13 protein-coding genes are annotated in these 24,345 nt (G+C 58.4%); 1 reads left to right on the top strand and 12 read right to left on the bottom strand.

Features of this window, described 5'->3' with window-relative positions; genetic code table 11:
• Positions 1–35: 35 nt before the first annotated feature.
• The 12 genes from A3850_RS01690 to A3850_RS01635 form a co-directional block, all read right to left on the bottom strand.
• Positions 36–2,822: a two-component regulator propeller domain-containing protein gene (locus A3850_RS01690; RefSeq protein ID WP_068213485.1), complete on the bottom strand. Its 2,787-nt coding sequence runs from the start codon at positions 2,820–2,822 to the stop codon at positions 36–38.
• Positions 2,823–2,842: 20 nt separating this feature from the next.
• The gene (locus A3850_RS01685) at positions 2,843–3,289 is read right to left on the bottom strand and encodes a nucleoside deaminase (RefSeq protein ID WP_068213483.1); all 447 of its coding nucleotides are present in this window, start codon (positions 3,287–3,289) and stop codon (positions 2,843–2,845) included.
• Positions 3,290–3,332: 43 nt separating this feature from the next.
• Complete coding sequence (locus A3850_RS01680) at positions 3,333–4,316, bottom strand: glycosyltransferase family 2 protein (protein WP_068213480.1); 984 nt, start codon at positions 4,314–4,316, stop codon at positions 3,333–3,335.
• A gap of 9 nt (positions 4,317–4,325) precedes the next feature.
• Entirely contained in the window at positions 4,326–5,594 is a 1,269-nt protein-coding gene (locus tag A3850_RS01675; protein WP_068213477.1) for a dihydroorotase family protein, read from the bottom strand.
• Positions 5,595–5,909: 315 nt separating this feature from the next.
• Positions 5,910–7,031 (bottom strand): Fic family protein, encoded by a 1,122-nt coding sequence (locus A3850_RS01670; protein ID WP_068213473.1) that lies wholly within the window; start codon positions 7,029–7,031, stop codon positions 5,910–5,912.
• Between the two features lie 391 nt (positions 7,032–7,422).
• On the bottom strand, positions 7,423–9,453 hold the full coding sequence (locus tag A3850_RS01665) for a BatA domain-containing protein (protein ID WP_068213467.1): 2,031 nt from the start codon (positions 9,451–9,453) through the stop codon (positions 7,423–7,425).
• Between the two features lie 345 nt (positions 9,454–9,798).
• Positions 9,799–11,175 carry a DUF5103 domain-containing protein gene (locus A3850_RS01660; RefSeq protein ID WP_068213463.1) on the bottom strand — a complete coding sequence of 459 codons (1,377 nt, stop codon included), beginning with the start codon at positions 11,173–11,175 and terminating at the stop codon, positions 9,799–9,801.
• Between the two features lie 96 nt (positions 11,176–11,271).
• Entirely contained in the window at positions 11,272–11,886 is a 615-nt protein-coding gene (locus A3850_RS01655; RefSeq protein WP_068213460.1) for a DNA-3-methyladenine glycosylase, read from the bottom strand.
• Between the two features lie 132 nt (positions 11,887–12,018).
• Complete coding sequence (locus A3850_RS01650) at positions 12,019–12,708, bottom strand: hypothetical protein (protein ID WP_157500813.1); 690 nt, start codon at positions 12,706–12,708, stop codon at positions 12,019–12,021.
• A gap of 186 nt (positions 12,709–12,894) precedes the next feature.
• Complete coding sequence (locus A3850_RS01645) at positions 12,895–15,219, bottom strand: acyl-CoA dehydrogenase (RefSeq protein WP_068213454.1); 2,325 nt, start codon at positions 15,217–15,219, stop codon at positions 12,895–12,897.
• A gap of 248 nt (positions 15,220–15,467) precedes the next feature.
• Positions 15,468–17,060, bottom strand: a complete 1,593-nt coding sequence (locus A3850_RS01640; RefSeq protein WP_068213452.1) for a RagB/SusD family nutrient uptake outer membrane protein — start codon at positions 17,058–17,060, stop codon at positions 15,468–15,470.
• A gap of 120 nt (positions 17,061–17,180) precedes the next feature.
• Positions 17,181–20,270, bottom strand: a complete 3,090-nt coding sequence (locus A3850_RS01635) for a TonB-dependent receptor (protein WP_068213451.1) — start codon at positions 20,268–20,270, stop codon at positions 17,181–17,183.
• Positions 20,271–20,790: 520 nt separating this feature from the next.
• Between A3850_RS01635 and uvrA the strand changes: the two genes are divergently transcribed.
• Entirely contained in the window at positions 20,791–23,625 is a 2,835-nt protein-coding gene (gene uvrA, locus A3850_RS01630) for an excinuclease ABC subunit UvrA (RefSeq protein WP_197493963.1), read from the top strand.
• The last annotated feature ends 720 nt before the right edge of the window (positions 23,626–24,345 follow it).

The raw sequence follows: 24,345 nt of genomic DNA, 5'->3' as shown, positions 1-24,345 counted from the left end.
CTAGGTTCTACCGGTTACGGCCTTAAGCTTCAACCTCACCAAGTCTCCACCGGCGTAACGACCTCCACCACTGTGCCCCCACCCTCCCGGTCGGAGATGGCCAGCGAGCCACCCGCGGCGCGTAAGCGTTCCCCCGTCACCTCTACCGCGACGGACTTGTGGTTCGCCGCCCGGTTGACCTTTTTGGCCGCGGCAGCCTTTCTGCCGACGCCATCGTCCTCCACCAGACATCGCATCCTGCGGCCGCGCAAAGAGAAACTGATGGTGATTGTGCCCCCATTTTCCTTACCCGCTAAACCGTGGAGGATCGCATTCTCGACGAAGGGCTGCAGCAACATGGGCGGTAAACTGACCTCCTCCGGGTCCAACTCTTCAGCAATTTGGATGCGGTAGTCGATGGGGAAATTCTGGCAAAAACGCTCCATCTCAATGTACTCCCGCAGTACGTCGACTTCCTCCTCCAGCGTGATCATGTCCTGACGGCTGTTGTTGAGGATGCCCCGCATCAGTGTGGCAAACTTGGTGATTTGGGCGCGCGCCTCCGCGTCGTGCTGGCCGTCGACCAAGCCCCGGATCCCGTTGAGGGCATTGAAGATGAAGTGGGGGTTCATCTGCAATTGCCGCGCCTTCTGCTCAAGGCTCAGCAGGGTATTCTGGGTTTCCAACTCCGCCCGCAGGGCTGCCTCCTTCCGCTGGACGCGCTGATAAATACCGTACGCTACCCCAACGATTAGTCCGATCAGCAGCAGCGTCGCCAGCGCAAGGAACCACCCGGAACGAAATAGAGGTGTATCGATCACGAAGGCGTAGCTATCCGCCTCGCCGAAGGTCTTCCCCCCGTCTGTCGTCGCTTCTACCAAGAAGGTGTACCGGCCGGGGCTAAGGCCAGCGTAACGCACCGCCCGCTCGTCCGTCAGTGGTGACCACTCGGCCTCCTCCCCCCGCAAGCGAAAGCGGTACCGCAGGCGGTCGGGGTAGGTCAGGTCCACCGCCGCAAAGCGGAATTGGAAGTGGTTACTTGAGGAAGGGAAAACCGGCACCCCACCCCGCGTTTCGTAGTCGCTCGCTTGGACCGGCGCGTAGAATAAATTGACCCGCTCCAGATTGACGGGCGGCGGAGCGAGGTAGGTATCCCCCCGGTCCTCTTCGTACCGGACCAGCCCGTTGAGCGTCCCGAACCAGAGCCGGCCGAGGCTATCGACGGTTACGGCGTCCCGCGTGGTTTCTCCACCGAGGAAGCCCTCCGCCCGGCCGTATTCACGGTAGTAATCCGGCTGCCCGTCGGCGTTGAGGAAGATCCGGGTCAGGCCCCGTTCCGTCCCCAGCCAGAGTGCGGATTGATTGGGGTCCACCACCAGTTGAAAGATATTGGTACTCACCCCCTGAAAGGAAGCCGGTAGCGGAAAAAACTGAGGGTCATTCACCCGCAGGTCGGTATAGTACAAGCCGTACCCCTGAATCGAAACCCACAACTGGGAACCGAGCCGCAACGCCAGCGCCGAGACTTTCCCTGGCGGCAAGCCATTATCCTGGCCGAAAACCCGTGGGGTGAATAGGCCGGCCACCGATCGCTGGTGGATCTCCCCGCGCGTCGTCCCCAGCAACAATGTGTTCTTTGGCCCCGCAATCGCGGAGGCTAAGCTTAAGGGAGCTAACCCTTCCACCAAACCATCTGCCGCTGCGGTGCTGACGGCAAAGGAATCCCGTGCGGGGAAGTACTCCAGGCGATTCACCCCTTCGGAATAACTCACGGCCAGCACGCTGCTATCCCCGTCAGGGAGGAGTTTGAGGTTGTATTCCGAGGCCAGCCCGGACCGCCGCCTAAGTTGCCGGACCCGGTTGGAATCGAGCACCGTAATGCCCCGCCCGTCGGTAGCCAGGTAGATGCGGCCACCGCCGTCTTCCGTAATGCTGGTGATCTTGGCACCGTAGGTCGGGTCCTCCCCCGGTAGCCGTTGGAATTCGCCATCCTCCAGGTATTGGATGCCCTTCTGGGAAGTACCGATCCAGAGCCGCCCCCCCCCACCGGCGTGGAGGGCGTATACGCGGTTACCCGCCAGGCCGTCGCCCGTATCAAAGTAGCGAAGGCCGGTGGGGATCATCCGTACCAACCCGCCCCCGGAGGTACCGATCCAGACGCGTTTTTGCCGATCTTGCAGTAGTGACAGGACGTGGTTGTGGGGTAAATCCCCCGCCTCTTCGGTGTAGTGGGCGATCGGTTCGCCGCGCTGATTATTGAGAAAGAGGCCCTGCGTCCGCGTCCCCACCAGCACGTTGCCGTTGGCCAGGGGGAGGTCGGGGCCATCCTGCTGGAAGAGCTGGTCTCCCGGCACCACCCGCCATCCGTCGTTGGCCGGTTCCAGAGCGTAAACGGCATCAATGGTGCTGAATTCTAATGCCTTCTTTCGGGGGTTATCCTGTAGCTGTCCCCACCGCACGGCACCTGCGTCAGCGCCGAATAATTTGCCGTTTTCATCCACCACTTCTTGCAAAGAAAAACTACTGGAGTCGGGGTGCCAGGTCGCGAAACCACGGCGGGTGAGGGCGTAAATCACGCCCGCTTCGTCCACCGCCAGGCCACGGATGAAATTATCGGCCAGGCCATCCGCGACGCCAAAAGTTTTGAAAGAGGCGCCGTCGAAACGGGCCACGCCACCACCGTTCGTACCCACCCAGAGGTAGCCGCGCTGATCTTCGGCCAGGGCGGTGACCTGGGACTGTGGCAAGCCGTCTTCTACCGACCAGGTCAGGAAACCGTAGGGCTGCCCGTCGACCGGAGCCGCTAACAACAATAGGGAGACGATAAAAATCAGGAAACGCACGGAGTAAAGATAGCCCAAGCTCAGCGCCGCCGCCGCGCAAAAAAGTCGGTCATGAGCTGGCTGCATTCTTCCTGCAGGACACCAAATTCCAGCTTCGTTTTCGGATGCAGTAGCTCGCGGCCGAAGCGCATAAAGCCCCGTTTGTCCTCCCCGGCGCCGTAGACCACGCGGCTGATCTGGCTCCAAGCCAGGGCGCCGGCGCACATCGGGCAGGGTTCGAGCGTCACGTACAGCGTGCAGTCGTGGAGGTACTTATCGCCAAGGTAATTGGCCGCCGCGGTGATGGAAATGATCTCGGCGTGGGCCGTCACGTCACTCAGGATCTCCGTCTGGTTGTGGCCCCGGGCGATGATGCGGTCGTTGGAGACGACGATGGCACCAACGGGGATCTCGCCGGATTCCGCCGCCATTTTTGCCTGGGCGATGGCCTGGCGCATGAAGTAAGTATCGTCGTAAACTCTGAGCATCTCTGGAGATTTCGCGGAAGCAGCCAGCTCCGCCCGGCGTGGGTTAAAACTCCACGGCTTTCTTTTCTTTACCAGCCGCGGTCAGGACGGTTTCCACGAGGTAGTGGTTGCGGTCCGAACTCGAACGGACCACTAATTCGGCGAGGAAGCCGGTCACGAACAGCGTCGTACCGAGCACCATGCAGGTCAGGGCGATATAGAACCAGGGGTTCTGGGTCACGAGCTCCTTGGGGAAGTTATTAGCGAGGTAATACAGCTTCTTGCCGCCGATGTAGAGGACGCTACTCAGGCCGATGACGAACATCAGCGTCCCCAGCGTACCGAAGAGGTGCATGGGGCGTTTGCCGAACTTACCGACGAACATGAGGCTCATCAGGTCCAGAAAACCAGTCACGAGGCGGCTAAGGCCGAACTTGGAGTAGCCGTACTTCCGGGCGCGGTGCTCCACCACCTTTTCGCCGATGTTCTTGAAGCCCGCCCACTTCGCCAGCAATGGCATATGGCGGTGCATATCGCCGTACACCTCGATGGATTTAACCACGTTGAGGCGGTAGGATTTAAGTCCGCAGTTGAAATCGTGGAGGTGAATGCCGCTCACCTTACGCGTTACGGCGTTGAAGAACTTGGAAGGCAGCGTTTTGCCAATCGGGTCGTGGCGTTTTTGCTTCCAGCCGGAAACGACGTCAAAACCATCCTCCACGATCATCCGCCGCAGTTCGGGGATCTCGTCGGGGCTGTCCTGCAGGTCGGCGTCCATGGTGATGACGACCTCGCCGGTAGCGTACTTGAAGCCTTCGTAGAGGGCCGGGCTTTTACCGTAGTTCCGTTGGAATTTGATGCCCTTCAGGTTGGGGTTGGCGGCGGCCAGTTCCTGCACGACGTTCCAGCTATTGTCGGTGGAGCCGTCGTCGACCATCCATACCTCGTAGCTGAAGTTGTGGGCCTGCATCACGCGGTCGATCCACGCCGTCAGTTCCGGCAGGCTTTCTTCTTCGTTAAACAGGGGTACGACGACGCTGATGTCCATAACGCAAAGTTACTTCGCCGCGTGGAACTTCCCGTTGTTGACGACGCCCAGCACCTTTCCGGCCACTGGCCGACCAATCAGGGGGCTATTCTGGGTCTTGCCGAGTAGTTGTTCGGCCAAAAATTCGGTTTCGCCTTCCGTCGTAAAGATCACCAGCTCCGCTTTTTGGCGCTGCCGCAGGTGCCGGGGAGCTTGGGCAAGCAGGGCCCGGGGGCCGGCCCCCAACTTGTGGACGATCTCTTCAATACTCAGTTGGCCACTCAGTACGGATAGGCACTGGCCAAAGGCAGTCTGCAAGCCGAGGGCACCGAAGTCCGCGTAGAAAAACTCCAGGTCCTTTTCCTCCCCGTGGCGCGCGACGTGGTTGGTGACGATGGCGTCGATGGTCCCATCCCTTACGCCTTCGATGAGCGCGAGCCGGTCGCCCTCCTCCCGCAGTGGTGGGATGACTTTGAAGTTGGGATCAAAACCCGCCAGCTCCTCAACGGTGAATTGAAGGTGGTGGGCACTGACGGTAGCGCTGACGGCTAAACCATCCGCCTTGGCCCGGCGGACTTCCTCCACCCCCGCCGCCGTGGACAGTAGATGAACGATCAATTTCCCCTCCGTGTACCGGACGAGCTCGATCGCCCGCCGCAGGGCGATGGTTTCACTCATTTCCGGAATTCCGGGCAAACCCAGACGAGCGCTGACGGGGCCTTCGTGAATCTGCCCTTCGGGGACGAGGTTCTCGTCGTAGGGGCACACCATCACCAGGCAATCACCGGCCTTGGCGTATTCGAGGGAGCGTTTTAACAGGCTGCCACTGACTCTTTTCTTAGCCCCATCCGTAAAGGCGGGCGCGCCGGCATCGTGGAGTTCCAGCATTTGGGTGAGGTCCTTCCCGGCGAGGTCCTGGCTCAGGGCGGCGAGGGGGAGGAGGTCGGTCGGTCCGTTCCCATTGCGGCCCAGTAGGTAGGCCACGTCGGTCACCGACTGCCGGGGCGGATCCGAATTGGGTAGGACGGCCACCGAAGTGAAGCCTCCCGCGGCGGCCTGGCGGATGAGGCTGTCGTAGTCCTCCCGTTCTTCGTGGCCGGGGTCCCCGAGGTAGGCGCCAACGTCAAAGAAACCGGGGGCTACACGGGTGCCTTGGGGGAAGGTCATTTCTTCTTCCCCATCGCTTGGCACCAGCGTCAGCGCCAGATCGGTGATCTCGTTTCCCTGGATGCGGAGGTCGAATGTTTGGCCGTTGTGGGGGCTGCCGGCGTCGGTGATCAGGAGTTGGCGGAGGAGCATGGGGCTAAGGTACGTTTTGGGGGGGATTTTGGGGGGGACGAAAATCCGGGGGTGGGTTGGCCGACGCCACGTAGATAACGAATACCTAGGGTCGTTCGGCCTGCGTCACGTAGATAACGAAAACCTAGGGTCGTTCGGCCTGCGGCCTCCTTGACCCTAGGCTAACTTGCTTGTCCCTCCGGGACAATGTGTCTGGTGTATCGAAAACCCGGGGCGAGATGACGCGTAACGAAAACCCGAGGCGAGATGGCTGCGCCATTAACCCCGGGCTACTAGGTGAACCCCTTCCGGGGTTAGACGATTATCGCCTATTTATTAATCAGCGGGAGTATCCTCTTTAACTAGGAGGTATTCAGTGCTCCTTCCTCCCGCCGGGCCAATTTTTAGGATGCCCCAATCCATTAATTTATTGACGTCGCGACCGGCCGTGTCCTGGCTGCAATCGGCGAATTTTGCGTACCGGGAGCTGGTTAATTTTCCGGCGTAGCCGTCCCACATTTTATTTAAGATCAGTCGTTGCCGTGAGTTGATTGGGAGGGTGGCGTGGCGCTGCCAGAATTTGGCTTTGGCAAAGGTGTTTGCGAGAATTGTATTGGATTCGTCAAGTGCCGTTCCCAGCGTCTTTAGAAACCAAAGTATCCATTCGGTAATGTCGCCATTGCCTTTCTGGGTGGATTCCAGCGTACGATAGTAATATTTTCTGCCCGCTAAAATGGCGGAAGACATGCTGTAAAATCGTTGTTTAAAGCCATCCGCCCGAGAAAGCATACTATCCGTGATAGCGCGAGCGATGCGGCCATTGCCGTCATCGAAGGGGTGTAAGGTTAAGAACCAGAGGTGAGCTTTGGCAGCAGCAATGATGGGATCTTCTCTTTGTGAAGTCACATTGATGTAGTCCAGCAAAGCTTTCATTTCCGGTAAGAGACGGGTAGAGGGCGGCGCTTCGAAATGGATTTTGGGGCGACCAAAAGAGCCGGAGATGACCTGCATGGGGTCGTCCGCTGAATTATCTCGGTACCGGCCTACAATAATCTTTGATAACCCTGACCTACCCTCGGGAAAGAGGGCTGCGTGCCACGCCCACAAGCGCTCGTTCGTCAGTGGTTGATCGTAATGTTGGGTAGCGTCCAGCATCATCTCCACTACTCCATCTACGTCACGGCTAGTCGCGACCAGACCAGCGTCTGGCAATCCCAATTTTTGGGCAACGGACGAACGCACTTGGTCAACGGGCAAAACCTCCCCCTCAATTTGGCTATTAGTGACGACATCCTGAACGATGGTCTGCATGCTCGCCTTTTGCCGGGGGTCAAAACCCCAATCCTGGACCCTGCCTAGTAACTTCCCCTGGGCAAAGCGGACTTCGCTTAGAAGCGCGGAGGTGTCTTCCTGATTGTAGGTAAAGTGGGGCCAATTTGGTGATTGGTGGATGTACATGGGTGCCGTTTGCGGAGAATAAACGGGTTTATCTCCGCGTAAGTTGCGGAGAATAATGGAAATTTGGGGGTGTTTGGCCTTTGGCGTGGGGGTAACGAAAACCTGGGGGCGTTCGGCCTGCGTCGCGTAGTTAACGAAAACCTAGGGTCGTTCGGCCTGCGGCCTTCTTGACCCTAGGCTAATTTGCTTGTCCCTCCGGGACAATCTGACTGGTGTAACAAAATCCCGGGGCGAGATGGCTGCGCCTTTAACTCCGGTCTACTAGGTGAACCCCTTACGGGGTTAAACGCATACGCAGTCTAATTGGACGGCCAATAATCTCAGCATATCCAATCTCTCCTTTGCTCTCTTGTGCACGAAGTACTGCGAAGCCAATCCACCGGAGACATCTCTACGCCTTCCAAAAACGCAACAGCAAAACTTCCACCAGAAAGAAACCAAGCGCCGCCCAAATGAAGTACCGCCACAGTGGCGTACCCTCATTGCGTTCGCGGATGTCGCCAATGAGGCTAGCCTGGGAGCCGGCGTCGAGGAGAGTGACGTTGGGGATGTCGGTGAGGGCGAGGAGGGTGGTTTCGTCGGCGTAGGACAGGTCGGATTCCGCGCGGTCGTAGTTAAAGGCAAAGGCATCCACGATCGTATCGCCGAGGGTAAGGTCGTACACGCCCGCCTGAAGGACCTGGCCGCCGAGACCAATCAGGACCGAATTATCGACCACCCGCTGCTCAGGGATGAACTCGCCACCCGGGCCTTTCAGCTTATAAACCAACTCCGCGCTGGCCGAGCGACGATTGGTGCGGATGACCTCGTCCTTACCAATCGAATAGGCCACGGGGCGGCGGCGGCCGGAGCTGATGCCCATCTTGTAGAGCATGGGAATGAACACCTCCGCGTTGAGGGCCAGATTACTTACGTCCGCATCCAGGGGGGAGCTGTTGAGGTAGACGTTGCCTTCACCAAGCGTATACTTCGCCAGCGCGGCGGAACCATCCCGGTAGGTAAGCAACGTCTCCCGGCGGCCCGTCCGGCCAATGGGGAAGTTACCCTGAGTGACGGGTAGCCGCAAACTCGCCGAGCGGTTACGGAAGACATCCCGAAATACGAATTCCTGACTGTTCAATCTGCTCACCTCCCGCGTCTTCTCTTCGAAGGCCTGAAGACCACCGGCACCGAGGCGGCGGAGGAAGGTACCATAGCTGTTCACGTCCGCATTTTTAGGTGGGAAGACGAGGACGTTGCCGCCACCCTCCACGTACTGGCGCAACTGCTCCGCCAGGCCGGAACCAACGGACGGTTGCTCACTCATCACGACGAGATCGTATTCGCCCAGGCGACCGTAATCAATATTACGGCTGCTGACGTAGGTCGGGGCAAAAACACTCAGCCCACCGAGGGCGGCGCGGAGGTTACGAATGGGGGTTCCATCGTCATCAATACTCAGTACGCGAACCTTATCTGCCGTACGGAAAGTGATGTGATAGGTATCGTCAAAATTGACGGGGAAGTCCTTGATGGCCAGTGTCGCCCGGCCCACCCCGGGGCGAGTGATGTTGAGGTAAACGCTGTCGATAACGGACGATCCGGCGGCTACCTCCAAGGTACCCTCGGGCTTGTTCTGCCCGTTGTAGTTCATCGTGAGTCGAATATTATCCAGGTCTTCGCTCCCGTAGTTCCGGACGCGGACGAGCAGCAAGTTATTCTGATTGACCTGGGGCACCGGCGCCTCAAACCATACGGAATCGATCGCCACGTTACGCTCCCGTACGGCGGTGAGGGGGACGAGGTTGACGGCGTAGTTCGTGTCCAGTTTGTCTGCCCGTAAGTCTGTAATGTTATTCTGGAAATCAGAGACCAGGTAGGTGATCCGATTTTCAATTTGCTCCGTCCCCAGCGCCGACCGTTGGCGGGCGTTGACGACCGACAGGCGGCGGGAAGCGGGGCTGCCCTCAATCTCATCCACCAACTGCAAAGCTTCCTCCTGCCCGACCAATCGTTGATTGCGGCCGGCGAAGTCGTTATCCATCACCTGGAATCGATCTTCCACTCCGTAGGCATTGATGATGTCCCGGGCCCGGTCCGCCGCAATTTGGCGCAAGGAAGCCGAGCTACTTTTGGCCTCCATACTGAAGCTGTTATCTACGTACACACTCACCGCTTTGCGGCCCTTCAGGACTTCCTTTTCGGAAGGGAGAAAGGGTTGGGCGAAGGCCAGCACCAGCGCCGCGAGGGCTAGACAGCGCATCAGTAATACGAGCAAGTTCCGTAGGCGGGACCGCATGCTCGTCTCCTCCTTCACCTCCCGCAGAAAGCGGACGTTGCTAAAGGCCACCTTCTTGAAGCGGCGGAAATAGAACAGGTGAATGATGATGGGAATGGCCAACGCGGCCAGTGCCCAGAGAAACGAAGGATAGAGAAATTGCATAGTCAGGAGAAAGACAACGGCGGCGGGCGTGAAGTTATTTGGGGGTGGGTAAAGGTAGGTATTATGTAGGCTTGCTCATCACCGGAATCTCTTCACCCGCGAGTTGCTGACAAAAGGGCAAATGCTTTGCGTACGACGTCTATCAACACTTGTCTTTCACACTTTCCGTAGCCTATTACGTCTCTCTTCTGCTTTGGATGAGGGTGCAGGAAAAAAGATCAACAAGGCCACATTTTTCCAATTACAGACTGATAACTTTAGCCTCCTAATAAAGCCCGACCTGGAGGTCGGGAGCCGATGGCCCTAAAACTCGGCCTGGTGTCCGGGAGTCGAATCGACGCTTCCTCAATTCACGTTACTATTCAGATTGACCGAACCCACCAGCCGGTCGTAGCGGCCACCCAGCGGTCGGTAGTAGATGAGGCCGAGGTAGTCGTTCTCCGTCTGGTCGTGACTGCCTTCTGTGAAACTGTAGTCCAGCCGGTCGGCGGGGCGGGTGGATTTTCCTTCCGGCTTTTGTTCCATCACGAAGTGGTAATTGTAGAATCCTTGTTTCATCAGGGCCCGGCCTACGTAGGCACCGATGGTGGGGTTCCAGACCATCTTGAAGTCGGGCTTGAGTTGGTTTTCCGTGAGGCCTCCAAAAACGTAGATGTCCTTATCCTGTTTGTTCTCGGTATCGAGCACGAAGGTCATCGTGATGTACTCCCCGTTGAAGTCGACCTGGAAACGGTCGAAGTTTTGCTGGAGGAATTCATCGGCCACGGTGATCTGCGCCTCGTCGTCCCGGATGTTTACGAAGTCGCCGTTGAAGTCGATGTAGTTCAGGTAGCTACGGCGGCCGCGGGGGAGTTGGGCTTCCATCATCATTCCGTAGGTATCGCCCTCGTTGGTGATGCTCACCATTTTGGAGCGGGGGGCGCGGATGGAACGGACATCCAGGTTCCGGTATTCATTGAGACCACGAAAGAGGACCTTCCCCTGGTAGTCGAACCGGACGGATTCGCGGCCCAGGAAGTTGGGTTCGATACCCACTACGGCATTATCCCAACGGTAATTCTGCAGGACGGTCGCCCGCAATTCCTGGAGGGGTGCCCGCAGGTTCATCTGCTTGGTATTGACCGTCATGTCAATTTCCTGGTGGGTGTGGATCTTGTCCACCTCCGCCGGACGCATCACCCGGCCACTCACGCCGGCCAGGCTTTCCTGCACCATGAAGCGGCGGGTGATGACGGGAAATTCATCGTCCTCGGCATTGTACACGACCAGGAGATAATTCCCGCTGGCGTCAATCTTCATGTTCCGGTTGGGGAAGGTGAGGTCGTAGTGCACGTAGTTCTTGAGCGTCCGCAAACTGAAGTCGTAATCGTCGAGGTAATCCACGGAGTAACCGGAGTTGAACTCCAGCGGGCTGAGGTTGGAGGGCTGCCAGTCCTGGTCGCAGTGGATGAACTTGTAGCTGTACCGGACCACCTCATCCCGTAGGTCATCAAAAGACAGGCGGAGCACGGCGTTGCCGTCCAGTGCAATGAGGGGCAGACTGTGCGGGAAACCATTCACGTGGAGGCGGACGGATTTGATCTGGTCGTCGTAGGTATTATCGTAGTACACCAAACCGTCGTCCTGGGCGGAGAGGTAGGTCCCGAGCGTCAGTAGGGCAAAGAGGAGGCCAAGACGCAGGGCGCGGAAAACAAATACAGAACGGTTCAGAGAAAGGGTCATACGCAGTTGGGTGATCGAGGACGGGCCTCTGCTTTAGAGACAGTCCAACGAGAAGAACGTCAAATTCTGGAAAAAGTACCGGCGGGAGCCCAACATTTAGGTTTCCTTAAAGTCATTCAAGCGGCTGACGTACTTGCTCCCCCGCACGTAGTACCGCCACGGCTTGCTCACCCACGGCTCACCGGCGTAGTCGATCCCGATGCGCGGGGTGGCCACAATCTCCGCTTCGGGTAGTGGTTTGGCCTGTAATTTCAGCCGGATCTCACCCGCGGGGTCGAATAGGTCGGCGCCGTTGAAACTGCGGTCAATGGCCAAAGCCTTCGTCACTACCCCAGGGCCGCTACTCAGGCGGGGCGTATCTCCCGTCAGTTTGCGGCGGTGGCGAATTACGTCGATTCCCTTCGCGGGGGCGCCGGCCCGGATGAGTACGGCGTGGGGCGCGTCCGCTGGCCCGGTCACTACGTTCATCATTTCGTGGATGCCGTAACAGAGGTAGACGTAGGCCGTTCCGGCGGGGCTCCAAAAGGTTTCCGTCCGTTTCGTCCGTTTGTTACCGGCGGCGTGGCTGGCCCGGTCGTCCGGTGCGAAGTAGGCTTCTACTTCGGTGATGAGGAGGCTCGTTTCTTCGCCGTTGACGGTGGTGATGAGTTCCGCGCCCAGTAGGCGGCGGGCGGCTACGGTGGGGTCGGGAACGGCTAGGGGGTTGGGCATTGGGGCTTGGTTGAGGCTTGAGTTACGGTTTTAGAAGCTCAATTCCTCTAGGCTTTCATTCTGGTGCTTTGGTATGTTGGTGCTTTGGCAGTCCAACACACTAAAGCACCAACATACCAAAGCACCAAAACACTAAAAGTCCTCCTTCTTCCGCTTGGTCATCTCCACCTCATCAATCTGCCGCTCGATCTGCTGGGCTTTATTTTCCTGGTCGATCAGGTTGCGTTCGATCTTGGCGCGAGCTTCTTCGATTTGCTTTTCGGCGTCGCGGATGTCCTTTTCGTAATTCTCTTTTTCCTTGCGGAGGCGGGCGAGTTCCTTTTCGAGGTCGTTGAGGGTATCCTCTTCTTCCTCCACTTCCATATCGATCTGGGCGCGGCTGACGGCGAGGGCAAAACGCATCAGCGTTTTCTCGGCTTCGTAGTATTCACTGCGGTCGAGGCGCTCGCTCACGTAGCCATCGGGCGTAGCGATCCAAACCATCAACTGGCTGCCATCCTTACCGGCTTTTTCGACCTTGCTGTACATATCCACCTTGCTGCCGGGCGATACCCCGGGCATCACAAAGTTGAGCGTGGCCATTTCGCCCTTGCTCTTCTTCACACCCTTCGTTTTGGCGTCAAAAGTCTCCTTGGTCCAATCTTCCCACAGTTTAGTGACCATCTTCTGGTCGGCGGTGCGGAGGTCCAGGATCAACGCGTCGTTATTACCACGGCTGTGGCTCATCCGCTCGCTACTCACCTGAGCGTTCAGCATCTGGGAGCCGGCGAGGAGAGTAAGGACCAAAAAGGTAGCCGTAAAGAGTATTTCTCGAACTTGCATAAGTTTCATTTTTCGGATAAGACGACTCCCAAAGATAAGCGTCACCATCCGTTTTGTTAAAACACGATCCCGGTAGGGATCATCGTGATAGCCCGGGATCAGCCGTGACCAAAGGTCGTGGCAGATCCCGGGAAATAGGATCCGAGAAATAGGATCCGGGAAATAAGATATAATTAGTCCCAACCCCTACAAAGCAATCGGCGCCCCCAATAACCCATCCGGTATCCCAAACCCATCCACCAACGAGCCAACGTCCGGCCGCAACTCCGCGCACAAGACGTCCACCGCCTTTCGGATGGCCTTGGATTTATTCGCGGCGATGTACCCACTTTCCAAATACCAGCCCCGGTGCCCTTCAATCGTGTGGAGCGCAAAAAGCTGAATGGTTTTCTTCAGTACGGAGCGGGCCGGGTTTGCTCGGTCCAAACTATCCACCCGCGCCAGCGCCTTGTCGAGAATGAGGGCTTCGACGTAGGCTTCGGCGGCCTCGATCATGTGCGTCTGACAACGGAGGCCAGCCTCGTAGGCGGATTTGCCCCCCTTGATATAAGCCTGCAAACGTTGCGCGAGCGTGCTGGTAAGGCGGCGCGAACGGAACTCGAAGGCCTGCTGGTAAAACGACCGCGCCGTCAGGTGCTCCCGGTCGGTCTGGCGGACGGTGAAGGCGTTTTGCTCCATCACTATGGTCTGCATCCGCTGGCCCATGTACTTCAGGACGGCGAAGTTGCCGTCCTCCTTAAAGGCCTTCTTGAAGTCCGCCAACAAGGATTTGGCGAGCAGTTGCATGAGGACGGTGTTGTCGCCCTCGAAGGTGGTGAAGATGTCCGTATCCGCCTTGAGGTCGGCGAAGCGGTTCTCGGCCAGGTAGCCCTTGCCACCGGTGGCCTCGCGGCATTCCTGGATGGCGGCCGTCGCGAACCAGGTGGCGTACGACTTGAGGCCAGCGGCCATCGCCTCGATCTCCCGCATATCCTCTTCGGTGCGGTCGACGTAGCGTTCGAGCAGGTAATCCAGGCCGAACTGAGTAGCGTAGGCCTTGGCCACTAACGGGATGAGGCGCCGCTGCTGATTGGGGTAATCCATGATGATCGTCTCCGCCTTCAGTGGGTCGGCGGCGAATTGGCGGCGGCGCAACCCGTACCGCACGGCAATGGCTAGAGCCGATTTGGCCGCGCTCATGCCCGCGCGGGGGACGCAGACCCGACCACCCACCAGCGTACCGAGCATCGTGAAGAAGCGGCGGCTGGGGTTCTGGATCTCACTTTCGTAGGTACCCTGCTCGCTGATGCCCCCAAATTTATCGAGGAGGTTCTCCACTGGCACGCGGACGCGGGTAAACCAGAGCCGGCCGTTATCAACGCCGTTCAGACCAAGTTTGTACCCATTGTCCTCCACCCGGATGCCTTCCAGGACTTCCCCGGCCTCATTGCGAATGGGCACGACGACGGCGTGGACGCCGTGGCTCTCCCCGTTCACGATCAGCTGGCAAAAGACGGCGGCCATGCGACTGTGCATCGCGTTCCCGATGTACTCCTTGCCCGCGCCGATGCTGGGGGAATGGACGATCAATTCCTTCGTCTGCGGATCGTACACCGCCGTGGTTTCGAGACCGCGGACGTTCGAGCCGTGGCCCGTTTCCGTCATCGCGAAGCAACCGAGCAGTTCGGCCGTGCCGGTCGCGGAAAGGTATTTATCGTGGTGGCGCCTGGTACCGAGGTTGGCGACAGCCCCGCCCCACAGCCCGAACTGGACGCCGGCTTTGATGGTCAGGCTCAGATCGTGGTAACCCAGGGCTTCGAAGGCGTAGGCGTATTTACCCATATCGTCTTCGCCACCGTATTCCTTCGGGAAGGCCAGGGCGCCGATGCCCTCTTTACCGAGGATCTGGGTCCATTCCAGCACCTGGTTGCGGTATTCTTCCTTGATACGGAGCGTCTTGCGCTCGAAGGCCGGGCGCGTGAGGATGGCCTTGGTTTTCTCCAGGATGCCGGCGTATTCGCCGTCCAGCACCGCTTGTAAGGCTTTGGGATCCACGGACGCCGCTTCGATGACCTCATCGAGTTTAGCGCGTTCCTCGTAGCGGGGGAAGAGGCCACGGTAGGTATCTTCCTTCACACCGCCGAGGCCGCGTTCGATCTCCAGAAGGGCGACGGTCTGTTCGGCCCAATAGCCGGCCCGCGCAGGGTCCTTCCCTTCGGCGCCGTGGCCGAGGATGGAGCCCAACTCAGCGAGGCTGGCCATCTTATCGGCGGGCAGTTGTTCGGCGGCGTTGCGGCCGAGGCTTTGCCACTGCTGAAATACTTCCCGGGTGGGTGGCTTGGCGGGGTCGGACCAACGTAGCAGAATGCCCTTATCGTCGTCGGAGAGGAAGTCCAGTTTTGCGGCGCGTTTGCGCAGGGCGTGGATTTCCTTCAGGTCCAGGTGGCGATCCGCCCACGCGGCGTAGAGGATCGGTAGCATTGCCTGAATTCCGGGAGAAAGTTGGGTATTTAATTGTAGGTCCGCGCCCATTGTGGTTTTTTATTTTGAATGTTGGGGGTATAACGTCAGGATTCGCGGCGGGGTTGTTGGGAATTTTCCGGTCCTTTCGTTAGGAGAGAATTATGACGGAAGCGTAACCATCACCACGAAAAAACCGCGCCGGAAATATTTCCGAACGCGGTTCTTTCTTAGAAGCAAGTAGCTGATGGCTTGAAGCAAAAGCCCTTCGCGGCACAGCCTATTCCGATCCACTTTAAGGTCAAGTGGATGGGTAGCAATTAATTCCAGTCATTCTCAACGACCATCAGCGGGTTACCGTCTCGTTCGCCCTGAGGGATGGGGAAGCGGACCATGCGGGGCTGGAAGGGAGCGGTGTTGGTGCCGGGCTCCAAACCTTCCTCACGATCGATCACTTGCTTGGCATCCTCTCCGAACCAGCGGAGGACGTCGAACCAGTGGCTCTGCTCGCCAGCCAGTTCGAGGCGACGTTCGCGGCGGACGATCTCACGCGCGGTGGATTGATCACTCACGTTCTCGTAAGTGAAGGCGCCGGAGCGGGCCCGGACGATGTTGAGCGTCTCGATGCCTTCGGCCACCCGGCCAGTTTCGATGTAGGCTTCGGCGAGCATCAGCAGGACATCCGCGTAGCGCAGGATCTGGGTATTGATCTCACTGTCGGGTTCCCCTTCGAAGGCGCTGTACTCGTAGCGGTTGTACTTCCGCCAGTTGTAGCCGTTCACGTCGAAGTTGTAGGGCTGGGTATCCGTGCAACGGGGGCGGGTGGGGTCGCCACCACGGTTATCGTTGGCGCAGAAGTCCGTATCCCCTCCACTGGCGGCGTCGCCGTAGAAAGTGAAGCCGGCCCGGGGGTCGACGTAGGTCTGCCCGCTCTCGTCCTCGTAAGTGAAAGTATTAACGAGGCCGAGGGAAACGGTGACGTTGTTCCAATCATTGAATCCGTATTCCTGGCTCCGCCCGGTGTGGGTGGTCGTACCACCCCAGCCTTCCTGGCCGCCAAACATGTAGTACTTGTTGCCGACGCTCCAGCTCGTCCAGACATGGTTGATGTCGAAAATGGTCTCGGAGGTCTGGCCGTTGGTTTCGGAGAACTGGTCGTCGAAGTTGGCCACCAGCGCGTAGTTGTGGGCGCCGTTCGGACCCAGAGGTTCCAGCGTAGCGCGGGCGGCTTCGTAATCACCCTGCCACATTTGGTAGCGTCCCAGCAAGGCGCGGGCGGCGCCGGAGGTAGCCCGGCCGGCACTAGCACCGTCGTAAGAATCCGGCAACAGGTCGATGGCTTCGGTCAGGTCAGCCTCCACGGCGGCCCAAACGTCGGCGACGGGGGTGCGGGCCATGTTGAAGGAAAGGTGCTCGTCGTAGCTACCGCGGTAGGGGACGTCGCCCCAGAGGCGGGCCAGCTTGCCGTAGGTGTAACCCCGGAAGAAGAGGGACTCTCCCCGGTACTGATTGATGAGGTCTTCCTCCCCAATTTTCACTTCGTAATCATCGAGGCGCTCCAAGGTAAAGTTGGACCGCAGAGAGATCCGGTACAGGGCCTCCCACATTTGGTTGACCTGGGGGTTTTGCGGCCCGTGCTGATAGGTAGCCAGGGCGCGGAGGTCACCCAGGAGGGCGTTACCAGGCTGAGCATCGTTCCCCAAAAGGTCGAACATGAAGTAGTAATCGCGGGAGTACATCCCCTGCAGCAACAGCGTAGAGTACTGCGCGACCACGGCCTCGTTCAGCTGTGGGGGGCTGGAGAAGTAGGTCGTAGCGTTGTACTCGTTCAGGTTGGGTTGCTCCAGGATCTCTTCGTCACAGCTCACCAGGAGCAGGACGGCAAAGAGCGCGAGTAAGGATTTGAGTTTCATTATAAAAGGTATTTATGCAACTTTAAGTAAAATGGATGTCCGCAGCCACCTTAGTGTTTAGGGTTATTTCCCCCTGGCGGTTCGGTGGTAACGCGTGCGATCGCGTGGTCACTCGCCGGCTTAGAAACCGGCCTGGATACCGAATAGGAAAGTTCGTGGTTGCGGGAATTGCCCCGTATCCACCCCACGACCAAACAGGAAGCTGCCGTTGCTGGATACTTCCGGGTCGTAGCCGTCGTAATCGGTAATTGTCAGTAGGTTCTGGGCGGTGACGTAGACGCGAAGATTGCGGGTAATGCCACCGAAGATGTCGTTATCCAGCGTGTACCCAAGGGTCAGGTTCCGGACGCGGAGGAAGTCCCCATCTTCAATGTAACGGGAGGACTGCCGCAGGTTGCCGTCGTTCGTAGCGTTCTGGCCCACCTTGGGGTAGATGGCGTTGACGCTCGTTTCGTCGATGTAGCGGTCGGTCGCGAAATCCGCGTAGCTGTTGTACAGGCGGGATCCGTTGGCCAGGTTGTAGTCGAGGAAGTTCCACGTCTCTACGCCCTGGGTGCCCTGCAGAGATACGGCCAGGTCGAAACCTTTGTAGGAGGCACCGAAGCTGGCCCCGTAGATGAAGTCGGGTAGCGGGCTACCGAGCACTTGCTGGTCTTCGCTGGTGATCTGTCCGTCTCCGTCCAGGTCGGCGTAGATGTAGTCACCGGGGGCGAAACCGGCCTGGTAGGTGCCCGGGCTGCCATCATCGTTGTTCGGGGCGCCGGCGTTCAGCTCGTCCACCTGCGCCTGGGTGATGGCGATTCCCTCCACGACGTAACCGTAGAAGGCACCAATGCTGGTCCCGACGTCCGTAATGGTAGTGGACGCAATCCCGAAGGCACCGCCGCCACGAATGGGCGTCGCGTCGTCGCTACCGAGGCTCGTCACCTCGTTGTCGTTGTAAGCGCCGTTGACGTTGAAGTAGTAGTTGAAGTCGCTACCCGCGTTGCCATTGTAGCCCAGTGAAAGTTCGATTCCCTTGTTCACCGCGCTGGCTGCATTGGCCGGTACATTCGCCGTCTGGCCGGGGGTACCGAAACCGGTACTGGTGGCGATTGGCACATTCACCAGCAGGTCTTCGTTGTTGCGGCGGTAGACGTCCACGTCCAGCGTCAGGGCGTAGTCCCAGAAGGAGGCCGTTACGCCAATGTCGGTCTGGGTCGTTTCCTCCCACTTCAAACCAACGGTGGGGCTGAAGGAGACGGAGGCACCGGGCGTAAAGACGCTACCGTCGCCGAAGGTGAAGCCGACGTTGTTGTTCCCTCCCCGGAATACGTTCGCCAGGTAGGTGAAGGGGCGGATGTTGGAGTTACCGGATTTACCCCAGCTGGCGCGAAGGGCGAGGCTGGAGACTGCTCCGGCATCGTTAAAGAAAGGTTCCTCGTGGACCTCCCAACTCACACCCACGCCGGGGAAGTTGCCGAAGCGGTTGCCCTCTTCGAAGACCTGGGAAACACCATCGCGGCGCATCGAAAATTCAATGTTGTAGCGGTCCATCAACGAGTAGCGCACGCGGCCGAAGTAGCTCAGCAGGGCGCCCGCGCCGTAGCCAGGGGAAGAGGCCAATTCCTGCGTCTGGGCCGCGCCCAGGTTGGGGATCGTCGTATTCGGGAAGTCGGAACCGACGAGGGAGTAGTTGCGGAAGCGCTGCCCGTCCGACCAGGTGTTACCCACCAGTGCGGAAACGCGGTGAATGTCGCCCAACTCTAATTCATAGGTCAGGATGTTCTCTACGAGGGGGCGGTAGAAGTTACCGATGCTTTCCCGCGCCTCATTGGGATTGGTCAGTCCGGCGTTGACGTTTTCAAACTGGAAGCTCTCCGAGGCAAAGTTGGAGTATTCGATACTCGCCTGGGAACGGAAGGTGAGCCCCTTCAAAATGTCCAACTCACCGAAGAACTGGAAGTAGGTGCGGTTGGTCCGGCTCACCTCGTCCACCAGCGCGTACTGGGCGATCGGGTTGCGGATGTCGGCGCCGAAAGTGGTATTGGTCACGTTGGTAAAACCACCGGGGTTCGTCTCGTCGAAGATGCCCAACTGGGGAGCCTGGCGGGTGACGCTGCCGAAGTCGGCCGTTCTGCCGTCGCGCTTCTCGTTGGTAAAGAAGAGGGTCTGGCCGAGGCGTATCCGGCTACCGATGTTCTCGTTCAGGCTGAGGCGCACGTTCGCCCGCTGGAAGTTGAAGTCGCCGGAAATGGCTTCCTGGTCCAGGTAGCTTCCCGTCACGCTGTAGGTCACGTTGTCGGTGCCGCCGGTGATGTTGAGGGTGTTCTCGTGGACGAGGCCATTGCGGAAGGTTTCATCCTGCCAGTCCGTCCGGTCGGTGCGGCCCAATTCGTTGAGCAGGGGCGCGGTGCTGGGGATGTCGTCGATCAGTTCCTCGGCGAGGTCGAAGTACTGGTCGGCGTTCATTAGGTCGAGTTTTCTCCAGGGTTGGGCGATGCCCGCGTAGCCGTTGTAGTTCACCTGGGGGGCACCCGTCCGGGCCCGTTTGGTGGTGACCAGTACAACGCCGTTGGCCGCCGAGCTACCGTAGATCGCGATCGAGCTGGCGTCCTTCAGTACGGTGATCGATTCGATGTCGGAGGGCGAGATCTGGTTGAATAGGGTGCTCGAAGCCTGGATGCCGTCGATCACGTACAGCGGCGAAGCATTCACGAAGGATCCGATACCCCGGACGACGATGTTCGTCCCCGAACCCGGCACCCCGCCGTTGCTGACGACCTGCACGCCCGCCAGTTTACCGGTGATGAGTTCCGAAGCCTGGGCGGCGGCTACGTCACCAAATTCTTCCTGGCCGGCGGAGGAGATCGCCCCCACGGCATCCGATCGGCGCTGGGTGCCGTAGCCCACCACGACCACTTCGTTCATCACGTTGGCGTCCTCCACCAACTGTACGTCAAAGTTCGAGCGGCCACCGACGGCAATCTCCTGGGTGGCGAAACCCAGGTAGGAAAAGCGGAGCGTGGCATCGCTCGGTGCGTTCAGGCTGAAAGAGCCGTCAACGTCGGTAACGGTACCGGTGGTGGTGCCTTTAACTACTACGTTGACGCCCGGCAGGCCGAAGCCGTCGGCGTCCGTCACGGTACCGGTGATCTGGGCGGCTACCGTTGCCGAAAGCAGCAGTAGCAGGGCCGCGAAAGCGACGCCTTTAGTGTATAATTTTTGCATGTGTAGATAGGTTTTTGCATGATTTAAAAAGAAAGTCGACAATCCTAATGGTCATTCAGGTGGCGGGCGCAACTGCCCAACGAAGCGGTGTAGTAAGTTATCCGGCGCTTCGCAAAAGCAAAGTTTCCAACCCGTCCGGACCAATCAGTTGTTTAATGTACTGCATTGATTGTCAACACTCACTAACAAAGTTTGGGCGCGGACGCAGGTGCACAGAAATGGGACGGAAAGACAAATGGGCTCCCTGCAGCAGACGGAAAAAGCTGATTTCTGGGGAGGGGCCACTGAACCGGATGGGGGGGAGTTGGCTTTGGGTGATAGGTAGCCCTCTCCACCCGACCAATCTTCAAAGGAGGTTGGACGTGTTGGGTAAATAGAATCGGTACTTACTAATGGGTTTTGTCCTTTTCCCTACTCACTTTGCACCTGCGCAAGCGCCCAACTTGTCCCGCATTTTATCGGGAGCAGCGCCCACATTATCCGTATATTTGTTGTTCGAAACAGCTAAAAAGAACAGTTCTTGTCAAAAAATACCGACCTCTCTTCCGCGGACTTGCGGACTTCCGTCTACATCAAAGGGGCGCGCGCTAATAATTTGAAGAACGTGGACCTGGTGATCCCGAAGAACCAACTCGTGGTGGTGACGGGGGTGTCGGGCAGCGGGAAATCGAGCATTACGATGGACACGCTTTTCGCGGAGGGGCAACGGCGCTACGTGGAGTCGCTGAGCTCGTACGCGCGGCAGTTTTTGATGCGGATGAAGAAGCCGGAAGTAGACTACATCAAGGGCATCTGCCCGGCGATCGCCATCGAGCAGAAGACGACGACGGCCAACGCGCGCTCTACGGTGGGGACGCTGACGGAGATCTACGACTTCCTGCGGCTCCTCTACGCCCGCGCCGGCCGGACCTTCAGCCCCATCAGCGGCGAGGAAGTGAAGCGCCACAGCGTGAGTGACGTGGTGAACCACATCATTGGGCTACCCGTGAAAAGCCGGGTCTACCTGTACGCGCCACTGCCGAAGGAATACGACGACCGGACGCTGCACAAGGAGCTCGAGATGCTCCAGCAAAAGGGCTACACGCGCGTACTCTTCGAGGGCGAACTGGCGGACATCAACGACGTACTGGAATCGGGCAAACACGTGCTGTTTCAGACCCTGCGGGAACTCAAACCGGAGGAGGAAGTACTGATCCTGATCGACCGTTTCGTGGTGGCCGAGGACAATTCTGAAAACGAAAGCCGGATCGCCGACTCCGTCCAGACCGCCTTCGGTGAGGGCGGCGGCGAAGTGATCGTCTGGCTCAGTGCGGACGACTTTACAACCTGGAACAACCGCTTCGAACTGGACGGGATGACCTTCGTGGAACCCAGCCCGTCGCTCTTCAATTACAACAACCCCTTCGGCGCCTGCCCGACCTGCGAAGGCTTCGGCCGCACGATGGGCATCGACGAGGACAAGGTGATCCCCGACCCGAGCAAATCGGTCTACGACGGGGCGGTGGCGGCGTGGTCCGGCAGCACCTACGGGCAGTGGCAGAAGGACTTTGTACGCCAGGCCAGCAAATTTCAGTTTCCTGTCCACACGTCCTACGCCGACCTGACGAAGGACGAAAAACGGACGCTGTGGGACGGCAACCGCCACGTCGGCGGCATCACGACCTTTTTTGACGACTTGGGGAAGAAGCTGTACAAGATCCAGAACCGCATCATGCTTGCACGCTACCGGGGCCGGACGACCTGCCCCACCTGCCGCGGCGGCCGGCTCCGGCGGGAAGCCGACTACGTAAAAGTGGGCGGCCACGCGCTGACGGACCTGCTGGACCTCCCCATCGACCTACTGCAAAAGCATTTTCAGGAATTGGAGCTCAACGAGCACGACCGGACGATCGGGCGCCGCCTGTTGCTGGAGATCAATAACCGCTTGCAGTCCATGATGGACCTCGGGTTGAGCTACCTCGACATCAACCGCCTCAGTAATACCCTTTCCGGCGGCGAAAGCCAGCGCATCAACCTGACGCGGACGCTGGGCAGTAACCTGACGGCGTCGATGTACATCCTGGACGAGCCGAGCGTCGGCCTCCACCCCCGCGATACCGAGCGGATGGTCGCCGTACTGAAACGGCTGCGCGATCTGGGCAATACCGTCCTGGTCGTCGAGCACGAAGAAGGCGTCATCGCCGCGGCGGATTACCTGATTGACGTGGGCCCCGCGGCCGGCGTCCACGGAGGCGACATCATTTACGCCGGGCCGTACGAGAACATTTACGAGGATGCGTCGGACAGCTACACGACGAAGTACATGACGGGGGAGATGAAGATCCCCGTCCCGGAACAACGCCGCAAGCTGACGAACTGGCTACACATCAAGGGTGCGCGGATGCACAACCTGAAGAAGATCGACGCCAGCATCCCGCTGAACGCGATGACGGTCATTTCCGGCGTATCCGGATCGGGCAAGACGAGTTTGGTGAAGGGGATCCTCTACCCCGCCCTGCGCCGCATCCTGGGCGAAGGTTCCAGCCAGGGCCCGGGCGCCCACTCCGAGATCACCGGCGACCTGAAGGTGCTCACCCAGGTGGAGATGATCAACCAGAGCCCGATCGGCAAATCGAGCCGGTCGAACCCGGTCACCTACGTCGGGGCCTACGATACCATCCGCAACATGATGGCCAACCAGCAGCTGGCGAAGATCCGCGACTACAAAGCGGGCCACTTCTCCTTCAACGTGGATGGCGGCCGCTGCGACACCTGCAAAGGGGAAGGAGAACAGACGGTAGAGATGCAGTTCCTCGCCGACGTCAAACTCGTCTGCGAAGAGTGCAACGGCAAGCGCTTCAAGCGGGAGTTGCTGGACGTCCTCTACAATGGCAAGAACATCTCCGAGATCCTCGACCTCAGCGTGGACGAGGCCGTCGACTTCTTCGCCGAAGACAGCAGCATCAGCAAAAAATTACAGCCGCTGCAGGACGTGGGCCTGGGGTACATCACCCTGGGGCAGTCCTCCTCCACCCTTTCCGGCGGGGAGGCCCAACGCGTAAAACTCGCCAGCTTCCTGACGCGGGAGAAAGCGGGCGAACACATCTTCTTCATCTTCGACGAGCCGACGACGGGGCTGCATTTCCACGACGTGGCCATCCTGCTCAACGCGCTGAACGCGCTGGTGGAACGGGGGCACACGGTGCTGATCGTCGAACACAACCTCGACGTGATCAAATCGGCGGATTATTTGATTGATCTTGGACCGGAGGGGGGCCGTGAGGGTGGGTACGTTGTGTTTCAGGGTTCGCCGGAGGGGCTGGTTGCGGATGGTGGGGGGTATACGGCTGGGTATTTGAGGGAGGTGATGGGATAGTGTTTTTTTTGCGCTGCCGCGGGTGCCGGGTGATGGGGAACGAGTGAGGCGAAGAGAGGGAACCAGGTAATTTTAAAGTTGAACTTTAAAATTGCCTGGTTGATTGAGCGATTAGATTATTTGAGGGATGTGGGTTAGCTACTTTAATTTTTCAATCCATTTCACCGAAAACAGTATTGGTGTTACGGAGCGGGTAATCGCTGCAAGCGAGCCATTTGTATTGTTCCATTAATTGTGTGTTTTGCCACACAATCGGTTACAGCGGAGAAATACATCGCTACAAAAAGCGATAATTAAAATTTTTTGAAAAATTTTATGACTCCACCGAACAAGGCTGATTAACAATGTATAAACGGGTTGTATTCGACATTTACCACCCAGTCTAAACAAACATGCGTTTACTACTACCCTGCTTAATAGCCCTGCTATTACCCAACCTCTTATGCTCACAATTAACGTTTGAGTTTCGCAACTATACTTCCGTCGCCCACAATCGTGCGATTTTTGATAAGGGGTTGGGGGGGGGTACCATTTTATTTAACAGCTTGGTCTTTATGATTCCCTTATATCGAGTTCTGAAATGGGTATTCATCGTAATGTTTGCCATTTCCATTCAATCTTGCTACGAAAAATCCGACAGAATCATAGTAAATAACAGGACCGAAAATACAGTACAATACGTCTTTTTTTGCGACAACGATGAGTATACTGTTACAAAAT

This window comes from Lewinella sp. 4G2 (assembly GCF_001625015.1).
Classification (GTDB): Bacteria; Bacteroidota; Bacteroidia; order Chitinophagales; family Saprospiraceae; genus Neolewinella.
Note: the sequence above shows the minus strand (reverse complement) of the source record. Positions and strands in the feature narration are given on the sequence as shown.